The sequence below is a fragment of the Paraburkholderia sp. BR10141 genome, assembly GCF_056155635.1.
Map to the genome: position 1 here is coordinate 145,447 of NZ_JBMIQH010000005.1, position 12,845 is coordinate 158,291.

The following is a 12,845-nucleotide window of genomic DNA, read 5'->3' on the forward strand; positions in this document are numbered from 1 at the left end:
AGCGACAATCGACCCGTTCTTCGACGCGCTCGACGCGGCCGTTCACGCTGGGAAAGCGCTCTTCACGTCCCGGGCGCTCTCAGGCTTCCTCGGTGAGATCTACAGCCTCTGGCACAAGCGCGATGTTCTCAAGTGGTGGGGGCGAACTGGTTCGTTGGGATACCCGTATCAACGACCAGCTCCTCGCGGACGGTGGCCATGTCGGCGCTGAAATGAGTTTGCGTGTGCTGGCCTACAACCTCAAACGCGTCATCAGGATTCTCGGGTTCGCAAAGACAATGCGTGCAATGAAGCTGGCAGGCGCTTGAACTCGCGCGCCGACGCTATTCGTCGGTAAATGCAATTACGCTATCTGTCCGTGTGCCGCCTCAGCGCAATTGCGCTCCCAACCGGGCGTCGCCGGTAGGGTGTTCTGCGTGTTCTTACACGGTCTCGGCCAACTGCAGCCTTTGGCCAGGAAGACATTGAACGATCCACGTCCGCAATGCCGCCGAATGCGGCCAATTTCACATACGTTTTACTGGCCGTTGCCTGGCTAACGTGCGGGTATCTTCGCTGGAAGCCCGGTTGCGCTAATGACACTACTAGCTGTACTGGCGCGCAAAAGCGGGGCGAGTAGAAAGAGGCTGGAGCGTCTGCTGTGCGACGCAACTGACGAGCAATGCATCGATCTGGTCCAATGCGCAGAGAGGAAGATCCTGTGCAAGCAGTATGCGAGCCTCGTAGGTACGGTTTCGACATGCAGGCTTGTCTGAAATAGCGCGTTCCAACAAATCGATAAATCGGGTGATTTCGGCGAGCAGAGCCTTCCGATCGATAGATCCGGTGTCGACGGCCACATTCCGAAGGGCGGCGGCCAGTACGAGAAAATCGCTGATCTCTGAAGTCATTCCGAAGCCGTCCATTGCAGCTCTCCCTGTGAATGATCACAGCTTGCGCGCTTGCTGCCTGAGTCACTGTACTGCATTTCGGACGAAGGTGGGGCGTCCGAAAGGCATGCATTTTGGCAAGCGATGATGCACGGGGTCTCGGGTGTCTGAGAATTGCCTGCTACGGTCCTTGAACGCTGCCGCGCCCTCCGTACCGTCGAATATCGGCGGCGCGATCTTAGCTCTCTTCGGCTTTGCTCGATTGATAGCTGCCCCCGAAGGGAAGCGTATCCAGTCGTCGATCGTGCTTTCGGAATCTTGAAAATGCCGATGCGTACGCGTCTCTAAGGATAAGTTTTCTTATCACAAGGCATTCATTCAATGTGAAAACATTCCATATTGAAAACGCGTCGCGCCTCCAGGGGGCCGCGCCGGAGCACCCTGGAATCAATTGAGGCAACCGCCTCCGGCGCGCCCTCAACTGCGCACCGGGTCCAAAATATGCGCTCTTTCCATCAAGCGACAGCGCGCAAAACCGGGAGTGATGTGATGAATCAGGAACGGAGAGCGAAGATCGAGGCGGTGGCGGGCAGGCTCATTCAGGAAGTGATGACGACCGGCCTCACATGGGATGAAGCGGTCGCTGTATTTGGCCTTGCCGCGAAGGCCACGGCACAAGCTGCGGTACGTCTCGGGGCCGGCACGCCCGCGGATTGCCTTACGGTGGCGCGCATTCGGTTCGAGGACGCCTTCGCGCAGGACGTGCGGGTGGTCGTTACGGAATCCGCCACCCAGTAGCGCCCACGTCGACCACGCTCGAGTCAGGGTTTCGTCTCGGCAAACTGGACTCGCAACTCGCGGATGCGATCGAGATCCTGGGCCACATCGCTATATAGCCGCGCCACCACGGCGTTCACATCAGCGGGCAAATTCCTTTCAAGCGCACTGTGAAACCGCTTCTCCGCGGTATCTTCGCCCTTTTCGCAATCTGCAAGGATGGCGTCGTCGGTGCGGGTGCCAACCGCGGATTTCACATTGAGCCAGCCGCGATGCAACGCGCCCGCGACGCTGCCGCCGTTTTCCGGCTTGCCGCCAAGCTTCACGACGAGTTCCTGCAACTGGCGCGCGCCACGCGAGCAGTGCACGGCACTTTCGAGCAGCGCTTCGTTCACGCTTGCGTGCTGTGCCCCGTCGGCTGCTTTCGTGAATTCGTGCTCGCCGTCCTTTGAAGTTTCGATCAGCTCGTTCAGCATGGCAATGACAGTGGTCGTCATGGGTTCGCTCCCGTCGAATAAACGCGTGAAAAGCTCCATGTTTCCGCATACGCCATGCCCGAACCGTCCTGCCAGGGGTACGATCGCGCCCGCCGCAACCTATGAGAGTTTCACCGCGTCGTGCCCCCGTACCTTCATCCCATTCGTCCTTAGCGAATCCCGCGCTTGATGAGCGGAATGAGCGAGTCGATCGTCGCGGGTGTCTGCACACCTGCACCGGTGTTGATGGTCAGCCCCGCGAAGTGATAAGCCGCCGAGAGCACGCACTGCGTAACCGGCAGAAAGCCCTGCAGATAAAGCTGCTGATCGAGCGTCGCGGTGATGAATTTGCTCTGCAGCCCGGAAATCGTGGCAGGCGCAAGATCGATGCCGCCCACGATGATTTGCCCCGGCTTCTTGCCGGCCTGCTGGAGCGCCTGCGGAATGAACCCGGTCACGCCGCCGTGCTGGGTGCCGATGGCCTTCAGATCAGGGTGCGCCTGGATAAAGGCGACCAGGATCGGCACGGCGAGCGATGAATCGGAATCCACCTGAGGCGAGATATTGAGCCGGGTCACCTTCACACCGGCCTTTTCCAGCGTCTCGGCAAGGCCGCGGTCGGACTGGCTGCGCACACTCTCGTTGAAGACGCCATATTCGAGCGCCTCGTCGCCCTTCTTGAGCCCGGCGCTCAGCATGGCCTGAGCGGTAATCTGGCCGCCAACGTAGAGTTCGACGCCGGCGTAGCCGAAGCCCTTCGCGTCGTAGAGCTTCTGGTTATCGGGCAGCGGCGTATTGCCGACGGTCACGATGATGCCCTGGTCGACCGCCTGCTTGATCAGCGGGGCGAAGGCCGGATCGCCCGGGTGGCCCATGATGCCGATACACGTCGGCTTTGCCGCCATCGCCTGGCGAAACTGCGCAAGCATCGTCTCCGGGCTCCAGGCCGAGAACTGCTCGATCACCTTGATGCCGAAGGCGTGTCCCGCATCGGCAGCCCCCGTCTGACGTGGCAATGTCGCGCCGTCGCCGGGGTTTCCGCCCATCTGCATATACATCGTCATACCGGCGCCGAGTTGCCCTGACGTGGTCGGATCGGTCGCGCCGGCGTTCATCGAAAGGCCGAACGCAAGCACGCCCGCCCCCAGGAGGAATCCCGTCATGATCTTGTTCATCTCTCTCTCCTATCTCCTGATTTAACGGCTTTATCACCTCCCAAGCCTGAATCTTTCGCGCAACGCGCGCAGCCTGGCGGGATTCTCGACCAACAGATGCAGGATCACGGCGACGATGAACACCACCCCTTCGATCGCCTGTACCCAGAAGCCGGCGATGCCTGTCGCAACGATTCCGGCCTCCAGCATGCCAATCACGAAGGTGCCGAAGAAAGTCCCCACGATCGTCGCCGTGCCGCCGAACACCGAAGTTCCGCCGATGAACACGCCGGCCAGCGCCGGCAGCAGGTAGCCTTGCCCCTGGGTCGAGAAATAGTTCAGGTTCTCGAGCGTGAGCAGAACCGTGGCGAAACCGGCCAGCACACCCATCAGCGTGAACAGCTTCACCGTCTCACGCAGCACATTGATGCCCACGACCTTCGCTACGTTGCGGTTGTCTCCGATGAACAGCACGTGCTCGCCAAAACGGTGGCGATTGAGGATGAACCACATGAATATTGCGAGCCCGAGCGCCCAGAGCGCTTGCATCGGGAGGACGCCGAACAACGTGCCCGTGAAGACTGCATAGGCTGAACCGCTGGCGAGCTGCTGTAGCGCATAGGAGAGCCCGCCGGAAAGAATCGAAGCAACACCTGCCCAGAGGAACTGCGTGCCGATCGTCACGATGATCGAGGGCATCCCGACCACCGCGACCAGCACCCCATTCACCACGCCGACCAGCGCGCCGCCTGCCAACGCCGCAACAATGGCTAGCCACGCGGAACCGGTGGTGTTCACGCACCAGGCGAACAGAAAGCCCGAGAATGCCATCACCGAAGGGAAGGACAGATCGATCTCCCCCGCCGCAATCACCAGCGTCAGCCCGATCGCCAGCACCACGAGCGGCGGCACAGTGGTCAGGAAGGAGAAGTAGATTGGCCAGCCCAAAAACACGCGCGGTGCCGTTGCCATGAACAGGCCGACCACCAGCGCGAATACGACCAGGCTCGGCAAGCCCTCCATGCGGGCAAATCCCGGCAGACGCAAACCCACCGGGCGCACCGGCCGTTTTTCCTTGATCGGATCGCTCACGTCTTTGTCCCCGCAACCGGCGCCGGTCCGTGCCCGCTCTGCTGCAGCGAAATCAGATACCGCGTTAGATCCTCGAGGCTCATCTCGCCTGACTTGATATCCGCGACGATGCGGCCGCGATCGAGCACGACCAGCCGATCGGCTAGCTCGTGCACATGGGCGAGGTTATGTTCGATATAAATGCAGGCGCGCCCGGACTCCTTAATGGAGCGCACGAAGTCGAGAACCTTGCGCACCTCGCTGATGGCAAGTGCCACCGTGGGTTCATCGAGAATGATCAGATCGCTGTCGAAATACATCGCCCGTCCGATCGCGATGCCCTGGCGCTCGCCACCGGAGAGTTTCGCAATCAACGAATCCGCGTCGATCCCCACGCCGCGAAAACCGAGCTGTTGCTTGAGAATATCGTTGGCAATGCGCCGTTCTTCGGCGACATTGATGAAGCCGAGCCGATTGGTGATCTGCCGGCCGACAAAAAAGTTACGCCACAGCGGTTGCTTCTCGCCGAGCGATTTCTCCTGATACACCGTCTCGAAGCGCAACCGGTGTGCCTCGCGCACGGAAAAGCGGCTCCAGTCGACCTCTTCGTCGCGAATGAACAGCTTGCCCGTGCTCGGCCGCACGACACCGGTCAACACCTTGATGAGCGTCGATTTACCCGCGCCGTTATCGCCGATCAGGCCGACGATCTCGTTGCGGCCAATGGCGAGGTCGATGCCGGAAAGCGCGCGTATCTTGCCGTAGGACAGGCTGATGCCCTGCGCGCGCACGATATGCCGCCAGTCGCTCGCAGCGGGCGCGGCATCGCTCGCCGTCACGCTGCGCTCCGGCTCGAATGAACCACAGAGATGTTGTGTACGACGATAGCCATAAAACTTTCCCCTTTGCTTATCGCTCGCCGCCTCAACTTACCTGGAAAAGTCTCTGGAATATAGTAAGACTAACAGTCAAAGTCTAGTTCAAGAATCGCCTCGCGAGACCGCTTGTTTCATCGGGAAATTACTAGTCCTGGGCATCCGAATAACGGAATGTAAGGGACTTGGGCACGTCCACGCTTGATAGCAAACTTCGCGCGCGTGACCTGACACGGTGGCCCGTGCAGGAGGCACGACAGCACCGTTCGCTACTACGGCGTCGAGGTCGACAACGTGCTTGAGATGGTCAACAATCACAAGGCCCGCCACTGCCAGTTTCGACCGCCACGAATGAATCCACCTGAATTCACACTTCGCGCAGCGACGCCCGCCGACGAGCCATTTCTGTTCGCTTTGCGCAAGGCAACGATGACCGAGCACCTGGAACGTGCTGGTGAATCCACCGACGAGCACGCACATTGGGAGCGTCTTCGCTATCGCTACGACGACGCTTATGTCATCTGTTGCGGGTCGGAAAAACTCGGACTCTTCAAGTTCTTTCGCGACCTCGATGAATGGACCATCGTACAAATCCAGATCCTGCCCGAACATCAGGGTCGCGGTATCGCGGCTCATCTGCTCGGTGAATTTCTAAGCCACGCAGACGACGCTCGCGTCCCTGTCAAACTCAGTGTTCTGAAGGGCAATCGGGCCATTAGCCTTTACCAGCGCTTTGGGTTTCACGTGGTCGACGCGACTGACACGTCGTTGCTGATGAGGCGGCGGTAACGCCGCCGCTACATGAAATTGCGCGTATGCAGCGCCGCAAGCTGCTTCGCCTGAGCCGGCTCGAAGCCAAGGCGCACCAGCCTCGTGTAGCGGCCATCGGCCATTTCGCGCATCAAGGTTTGAACCTGCGCGTAGCCTCGCGCCACGGCCGCCGGCGTCAACTCGCCCGCGGCGATCAGGATCAGCGCGTCGAATACCTCTTCATTGAGACCCGCGGTGCCCTCCAGTGCGTCATGACGTTGCTCGACCGCGTGGGCCAGACGCGAACGCAGGCGCGGCTCGCTGTTGAGCCGGTAAAGCAGATGGGACATGCCCAGGGCGACATGGCGGGCCTCGTCACTGAGCGCCGGCGTCGAAACCGAGCGACTCAATATCGATAAGCGGGCTCGGCGATTCGGCCCTGGTGGTCATAGAAAGCCTCTTCCGTTACCGCACGCTCGAGCAATGCGTAGCCACTGGCGCGGCCAGGCAGCCACGACCTGAGACCCTCCAGTTCGAGCAACGGACGCACCCGCGCGTCGTTCCAGTCCATCGAGCGCAGCAGGTCGCCAAAGCGCTGCGCCGCTTCCTGCGGCACGCCGGGGCTAACCGTCATGTTGCAGTGATCGAATGCGCCCGTCGTGGCGACGATGCGCGACGCGCCCGCCGGCAGCGTCCCTTCGTCGGCAAACGCCCGGAAGTTGCCTGCGATCATCCACGTGGCGTCGATTTCGCCGCGCACGAGGGCGCTTGCCGCATCGCGTTCGCCGCCGACATGGTCGCCGTGCTTGCCGCCCAGCACATCGAAGCGGCGCGCCTGGTAGTCCTGGCCCGCGACGAGGCCGCCCTCGTGGCGCAGATGATCCAGCGGAATCAGCGTGGCCTGGGGCGAGTCGATCGCACCGAAGCCGATCGTGCCGCCGCGCAGGTCGGCGAGCGTCTGGACGCGACTGTCACGGCGAACCACGAGCACCGAATGCAGGTCGCGGTCCGTGTCGCGCATGGCGAGCGGCAGCACGGTCTCGCCGCGCGCCTGCGCGATGCGGCTCGCGCGTATCCAGGCAAGCGGGGAATTCCACGCGAACGCAATATCGCCTGCGAACTGGGCCTCGACCTGCGTTTCATAGTTCGAGTAAAGCAGATAGTCAATCGCGACTCCGCGTTCGGCAAACCATGCCTTGAAGCCCTCCCAGATCGTGACGACCTTGGACGCATACGCAACGGCGCCGAGCATCAGGGAGGCATTTCGTGCGCTTGAGGACATGATGGGTGTCTCCTCATCAGGCGAGCGGCAGGCCGCACAGCACGCGGCCAACGAAGTCGTAAAGGACGTCCGAGGTCGGTCCCATGATGGAGGCGGCGCGCGCGTCGCGGAACAGACGCTCGATGCCCACCTCTTTGCGAAAGGCCGCGCCGCCGCAAATACGCATCGCCGTATCGGTCACGGCGAGCGCGGCTTCCGCGGCCACCGCCTTCACTTCGAGTACGCGCAGCATCGCGTCGGGCCGGCCCGACGCCAGCGCGGCGAGCGTATCGTCGCGCAGCGCGCGCGCCTGATCGACGCGCAGCTGCGCGCGGGCGAGATAGGCGCGGATGGTCGGCAGGTCGGCAAGGGCACTGCCGCTCTCCGCGAAGCGGCTGCCGGTCACGTGAGGAATGGCGCGCGCCAGCGCGCCATCGGCGATGCCGATCGATGTCGACGCAACGAGGTTTGCAAACGCCGGCAATGCTTCGCCATTCATGATGTCGCCGCCGCCCCCGTCAGGGCCGAGCATCGCACTGGCCGGCACACGCAAACCTTCGGCCTGGATCGGCGCGGACGCGTTGCCGCGCAAGCCGAGGCCGTCGAAGGGCTGCGGACAGTGCAGCCCTTGCGCACGGCTGTCCACGAGCCACAGCGTACTGGCGCCATCCGCGGCCAGCGCCGGTCGCGACGACCAGACGTAGGAGTCGGCTTCGACGGCGGACGTCACCATGCTCTTGCTGCCGTTGAGCACGAAATCGTCGCCATCGGGATGCGCGGTGCCGACCGGCGCCCAGAAATGGCTGCGCGAGCCGGTCTCGGACCATGCCAGCGTGGTGAGGTGCCCGCCTTGCGCAATGGCGCGCCTCACTTCGATGGGGCCGTATTTTTCGATGAGGATGGCGCCGGCGTAGTGCATGGTGACGACCATCGCGGTGGACGGGCAGTCCCGCGCGATGCGCTCGACCACCTGACACGCCTGCGCGACGCCCTGCCCCATGCCGCCGACCTCTTCGGCGCTGACGAGTCCGAGCAGACGTGCCTCGCCTAGCGCGTCGAGGGCCGCGCGAGGAAAGCGCGCGAGCTGATCCGTTTGGGGAGCTTCGGGGGCAATAGCGGTGCGAACGAGCGGTTCCAGCACGTCGATCAAGGACATCGGAGTCTCCCGGACAGAGTTGGCGGAGACGGTCGTCCGGGTCTGTGCTGATGCCGCGCACGTGTTGCGCAGCCGAAAATGGAGGACGCGCGTGCGCCGCTCCGGTGCATCTGTCGCATGCAGACCTGCAACAACGACTCTCGCACTTGAAGGAGCCCGCAGCGCATCGGCAGTGCCGCAGGCTGGCACATTATTGCATCCGCCGATTTTCTCTGGACGCTGGGTGTCCTCGCTCGTCCGCAAGGCCTGGGTGCGGGCTGCGCCCAGGCCTCAGACAGCTCAATGCATATCGCCAACGACAACGCGTGCCGACAACGCATTCGTATCGCGCGACGACGACGCGGCGCGAATCTCGTAGCTTCCGCCATGCACCTGCCACGCGTGCGTCGTGACGTTCCACGTCGCGAGGCGCCGTGCCGGGATGACGACGGTCACCTGCTGCGACTGCCCAGGCCGCAAGGCGACCTTCGTCCATCCCACCAGGCGCTGCGGCGGCTCGCCGAGTCCCGGCGGCAGCGTCGCGTACACCTGGGCGACTTCGGCGCCGGCACGCGAGCCCGTGTTGGCAACGGTGAACGTCGCGATCACATTGCCGCCCTGATCGGTACGCGTCCGGAGCCCCGAGTACGAGTAAGTCGTATAGGAGAGGCCATAGCCAAACGGGAAGAGCGGATCGATGTTTTTCGCATCGAACCAGCGGTACCCCATCAGGAGTCCTTCGCTATAGACGACGTTCAGGTTGTTCGGGTCGATGGTCGGCTGCGGCAGATCGGCTTCCTGGCGCGGGAACGTGATCGGCAGCTTGGCGGACGGGTTTACGTCGCCGAACAGGATGTCCGCGATCGCCTGACCGCCTTGCACACCGGGATACCACGCTTCCACTACACCGTGAACGCTGCCGAGCCACGGCATCGTGACGGGGCTGCCATTCTCCAGCACGACGATGATCCGTTTGGCCTTCGCAGCCACCGCGTTGATCAGCGCATTCTGGTCGTAAAGCTGATTGCTCGCGTCCGCCTTGTTGTCCGGCAAGGACAGGTTCGCCAGATCCGTGCCCTCGCTTTCCCACTGCGTGGCGAACACGATCGCGACATCGGCGCTGGCGGCTGCGCTAGCCGCGGCGGAGGCGTTCGTGCCGTCGAAATACGTCACCGTGGCCTGAGGCGCCTTGGCCTTGATCGCGTTGTACGGCGAGGACTTGTACCAGGTCGCGCAACTCGAAAGCAGCGGATTGCCGGACTGGCATCCCGACACCGCATTGCCGTCTGCCGCGGGCACGCCTCCCGACCCGCCTCCGGACATCACACCGACATCGGCATGGCCGCCGATCACGACGATCGAGTGCAGGCCGCCAGCGGCGAGCGGAAGGACCGGCTGGTTACTGCCGGATGCCGATCCATTCTTCAGTAGAACGATCGACTCGTGCGCGACCGCGAGAGCGTCACGGTTGCCTGCCGTCTGGTCGACCGAGCCGCCGGGGGTGGGCGGGTTGTCCATGACGCCGAGGGCGATCATGGTGCGCAGCTTGCGAAAGACCATGTCGTTGAGACGGGCGACCGGAACGGTACCGGCCTGGACCGCGGCCTTGAGCGCGCTGCTGAAATAAGACTGAATGCCAAAGCCCGCGCCGGCCGTGCCGAGATCGCCGGGCTGCTCTTCGTCGAGACCGGCCATCGCGGACGCGACAGTGCTATGGTTGGCCGTCCAGTCCGACTGAACCTTGCCCTTGAATCCCCACTCTTTCTTCAGGATGGTCGTGAGGAGTTCCGGATTCTGGCAGGCATACACGCCGTTGACCAGGTTGTACGAGCACATCACGTTGCCGGGATGCCCCTCGCGCACGGCGATCTCGAAGGCGAGCAGCTCCGTTTCCCGCATCGTCCTTTCGTCGACCACGGAATTGCTCGTCATCCGGTTGGTTTCCTGGTCGTTCATCGCGTAGTGCTTCACCGTTGCGATCACGTCCTGAGACTGCGTCCCCATGGTGCGCGCCGCACTCATCGTGCCGGTCAGGACGGGATCTTCGCCCATGTACTCGAACGTGCGGCCGTCGCGCGGTTCTCGCGCCAGATTGACCCCGCCACCCAGCCCTTCCGCGTAGCCGAGCACGCGCAGTTCACGGGCAATACGCGAGCCGTAGGCCCCCGCGAGCGCCACATCCCAGCTCGAGGCGAGCCCGATCGGTGCGGGAAAAGCCGTGGCATGCGCGTTCTGCACGTTCACGCCGCCAGCCGAATCCGCGGTGGCCAACGGGGGAATGCCCAGGCGACTGATACCGGGGATATAACCGGCGCCCTGCACCCACGATGGAAACGGGCCACCCAGACCGATGGTGGGAATGCCCGTGCCGTGCACCAGCTGGATCTTTTCGTCGAGCGTCAATTGCGATACCAGCACTGCCGCGCGCCTGTCGGCCTGGTCGCCCTTCGCTTTCCAGTCAAAGGCCGGCTGCTGTGACGCACCCGAAGCCTGGGAAAAGAACTGCGCCACAATCGAAAATGGGCTGTTGCCCCATGTATTGCCGGTGGCAGCTTGATCCGCGTACGCCACAGAGCCGGCACACAATACGCCGGCGACGGCAATCGCTATTTTCTTCGCATTCCTCACGGTGTCTCTCCTGTTTTGCCGATTGCATGAGCGATGACCCGCAGGATTGCGGGACCGTAATCGGACTACATTTTTCTTCTGGTTTTATGTTGAATTGCCCTACGTAGCGAGATGACGATAGCACCGGAGAAACGTTGGCACTTATCGTGCCGTCGCAGAACTTAACTTTGCGTCGCAGCATCAGGGTTTGCCTTAACCCTGCGCCGTTTGCCATTCCGTCGCTACCTTACAGGCAGTTTTCGAGTCTGCGCACCCGCTCACAGCGCCCGCGCAGTGGTTCATGCGGATTCGATATCTGGCCCCATCGGGCCGTTTGAGGATTGCAGCAAGGATGCTAAAGTCACCAGCTACCAGCGGTTAGCCGAGGCGACGTTTCTCCGTTCCATGGTGTCTCCCATGACGACCGATCAAAAGACCGTTTCAAACGTCCTTGCCCAACTCTCGCTCAAGTCCGCCGTCGAGCACGGCATGTCGCCACACGATTTCACGCGCCTCACCGGCATCACCGAGGCGGAACTCGTCCATCCGGACGGGCGCATCCCCGCACACAAGCACATTGCCATGCTCAATCTGCTGGAGCCGGGCTACCAGGCTTCGGAGCGGCTCGAAATCTTTTCCAGTTATTCGTTTCGCGCCCCCATCAGCACCTTATTGGCCATCGTCACGAACAGCCCGACGTTGACGAAGGCCTTTGACCAGTTTCTGCGCTACCGGGTGTTGATCGGAAATGTCGATACCGTGAAGGTAAAGCGGGCAGGCCAGACATTCGAATTCGAATACGTTCTGGACGGCGCGGGCAGAAGTTCATCGAGCGCTTTCTATAATTTCCTGCTGCTCATTCGACTCGCCGAACAGTACAACGACGACGAGCCCTATCCCACCCAGATCGAGTTGACCGGAGAGGCGTTTGCGCCCGTCTCCCAGCTCTCGCACCTGTGTGGCGCGACGGTGAAATTCAGGCAGAGCCGCAACCGCATGCTGATGAAAACCGGAGCGGCAGACCTGCCGTATTGCAGGTACAACGAGATCACCGAAAACATTCTCTGCGGGCAGGCCGATGCCGATATCAGACGCTTCGTTGTGGGCCATTCGTTTTCTTCGAGAATCGAAGATTTCGTGACGAAGATGATTCGTGAGGCGCATGCCGGTCTGCCATTTGCGAACCCCATGGAAGAAGTCTGCGGCCGCCTTGGCATTTCACGCTCGACGCTGCACCGGCGCCTGCAGATTGAAGGGACGAACTTCCAGGCTATCCTGTCTCATGCGCGCCTCGAGGAGGCACGGCGGTTGCTGCCGTTGGCCGATTATTCGGTTGCCGCGGTGAGCGATCTTCTCGGCTTTTCTTCTCCCTGCGCGTTCTCGCGTTTCTTTCTCGAGAACAGCGGCAAGTCTCCTTCGCGCTACAAGTTCGAAAACTGCAGGCTCTAGTGAGCCTTCTGGGCAAACCGCGCCTGCGCTGTACACGATCGAATATTCGGGACCAGACAGAAAGCGAACACGCGCGTCGAAATCACGATGAGGTCGATGAACAGAGCGCACTACGCAATACACGTGGATGATCAGATCGAGGCCGCATGAGCGCTCGACGCGCCGTCACGAAGGCGCAAGTCAGTGCGCCGGTCCGAAGAAGGCCTGCGCACCTTCCGATGGCGTCAGTCCGGCGGCGAAATAGCCTTCGAGGCGCTCGGCCTTGGCGTCGTCGAGCAAAAACGGCGGACGCACGAGCCCTTGCGCAATGGCGTGGTCGTACCACCGGCTCATCCACTCGCGCAGCTTCGTTTCATAGGGTGACGGCAATTCGTCTGGCGCGATCTCTTCCATGCGCAATCTCCGCTCGCGGCCTGCCTGC

The 12,845-nt window shown here is 62.1% G+C and carries 14 protein-coding genes; 4 read left to right on the plus strand and 10 right to left on the minus strand.

Features of this window, described 5'->3' with window-relative positions; translation table 11 throughout:
- The first annotated feature begins 122 nt into the window (after positions 1-122).
- The gene (locus ACOJB8_RS09205) at positions 123-308 is read left to right on the plus strand and encodes a hypothetical protein (RefSeq protein ID WP_475012415.1); all 186 of its coding nucleotides are present in this window, start codon (positions 123-125) and stop codon (positions 306-308) included.
- A 276-nt stretch (positions 309-584) separates the two neighbouring features.
- On the opposite strand, the gene ACOJB8_RS09210 is transcribed toward ACOJB8_RS09205, so the two are convergent.
- Positions 585-905 (minus strand): hypothetical protein, encoded by a 321-nt coding sequence (locus ACOJB8_RS09210; RefSeq protein WP_368727618.1) that lies wholly within the window; start codon positions 903-905, stop codon positions 585-587.
- 513 nt (positions 906-1,418) lie between these two features.
- Between ACOJB8_RS09210 and ACOJB8_RS09215 the strand changes: the two genes are divergently transcribed.
- A complete protein-coding gene (locus tag ACOJB8_RS09215; RefSeq protein WP_342920052.1) occupies positions 1,419-1,667 on the plus strand; it encodes a hypothetical protein in 249 nt (82 codons plus the stop codon).
- Between the two features lie 23 nt (positions 1,668-1,690).
- Here the strand turns inward: ACOJB8_RS09215 and ACOJB8_RS09220 are convergent, their stop codons facing one another.
- From ACOJB8_RS09220 to ACOJB8_RS09235, 4 genes are all read right to left on the minus strand, one after another.
- Positions 1,691-2,143 (minus strand): ferritin-like domain-containing protein, encoded by a 453-nt coding sequence (locus ACOJB8_RS09220; protein ID WP_368605274.1) that lies wholly within the window; start codon positions 2,141-2,143, stop codon positions 1,691-1,693.
- 149 nt (positions 2,144-2,292) lie between these two features.
- On the minus strand, positions 2,293-3,297 hold the full coding sequence (locus ACOJB8_RS09225; RefSeq protein ID WP_069263872.1) for a substrate-binding domain-containing protein: 1,005 nt from the start codon (positions 3,295-3,297) through the stop codon (positions 2,293-2,295).
- 33 nt (positions 3,298-3,330) lie between these two features.
- The gene (locus tag ACOJB8_RS09230; protein ID WP_256094633.1) at positions 3,331-4,368 is read right to left on the minus strand and encodes an ABC transporter permease; all 1,038 of its coding nucleotides are present in this window, start codon (positions 4,366-4,368) and stop codon (positions 3,331-3,333) included.
- The gene (locus tag ACOJB8_RS09235) at positions 4,365-5,138 is read right to left on the minus strand and encodes an ATP-binding cassette domain-containing protein (protein ID WP_256094632.1); all 774 of its coding nucleotides are present in this window, start codon (positions 5,136-5,138) and stop codon (positions 4,365-4,367) included. The genes ACOJB8_RS09230 and ACOJB8_RS09235 overlap by 4 nt, the downstream gene beginning before the upstream one ends.
- 387 nt (positions 5,139-5,525) lie before the next feature.
- Between ACOJB8_RS09235 and ACOJB8_RS09240 the strand changes: the two genes are divergently transcribed.
- Positions 5,526-6,011: a GNAT family N-acetyltransferase gene (locus ACOJB8_RS09240; protein WP_475012160.1), complete on the plus strand. Its 486-nt coding sequence runs from the start codon at positions 5,526-5,528 to the stop codon at positions 6,009-6,011.
- 8 nt (positions 6,012-6,019) lie between these two features.
- On the opposite strand, the gene ACOJB8_RS09245 is transcribed toward ACOJB8_RS09240, so the two are convergent.
- The 4 genes from ACOJB8_RS09245 to ACOJB8_RS09260 form a co-directional block, all read right to left on the minus strand.
- On the minus strand, positions 6,020-6,322 hold the full coding sequence (locus tag ACOJB8_RS09245; protein ID WP_475012161.1) for a hypothetical protein: 303 nt from the start codon (positions 6,320-6,322) through the stop codon (positions 6,020-6,022).
- A gap of 56 nt (positions 6,323-6,378) precedes the next feature.
- Entirely contained in the window at positions 6,379-7,254 is an 876-nt protein-coding gene (locus tag ACOJB8_RS09250) for a phosphate/phosphite/phosphonate ABC transporter substrate-binding protein (RefSeq protein WP_475012163.1), read from the minus strand.
- Positions 7,255-7,270: 16 nt separating this feature from the next.
- Entirely contained in the window at positions 7,271-8,389 is a 1,119-nt protein-coding gene (locus tag ACOJB8_RS09255; protein WP_342947542.1) for an acyl-CoA dehydrogenase family protein, read from the minus strand.
- A gap of 279 nt (positions 8,390-8,668) precedes the next feature.
- The gene (locus ACOJB8_RS09260; protein ID WP_475012166.1) at positions 8,669-10,996 is read right to left on the minus strand and encodes a beta-glucosidase; all 2,328 of its coding nucleotides are present in this window, start codon (positions 10,994-10,996) and stop codon (positions 8,669-8,671) included.
- A 273-nt stretch (positions 10,997-11,269) separates the two neighbouring features.
- Between ACOJB8_RS09260 and ACOJB8_RS09265 the strand changes: the two genes are divergently transcribed.
- A complete protein-coding gene (locus tag ACOJB8_RS09265; protein WP_368605268.1) occupies positions 11,270-12,424 on the plus strand; it encodes an AraC family transcriptional regulator in 1,155 nt (384 codons plus the stop codon).
- 180 nt (positions 12,425-12,604) lie between these two features.
- On the opposite strand, the gene ACOJB8_RS09270 is transcribed toward ACOJB8_RS09265, so the two are convergent.
- Complete coding sequence (locus tag ACOJB8_RS09270) at positions 12,605-12,817, minus strand: hypothetical protein (RefSeq protein ID WP_028203895.1); 213 nt, start codon at positions 12,815-12,817, stop codon at positions 12,605-12,607.
- Between the last annotated feature and the right edge of the window lie 28 nt (positions 12,818-12,845).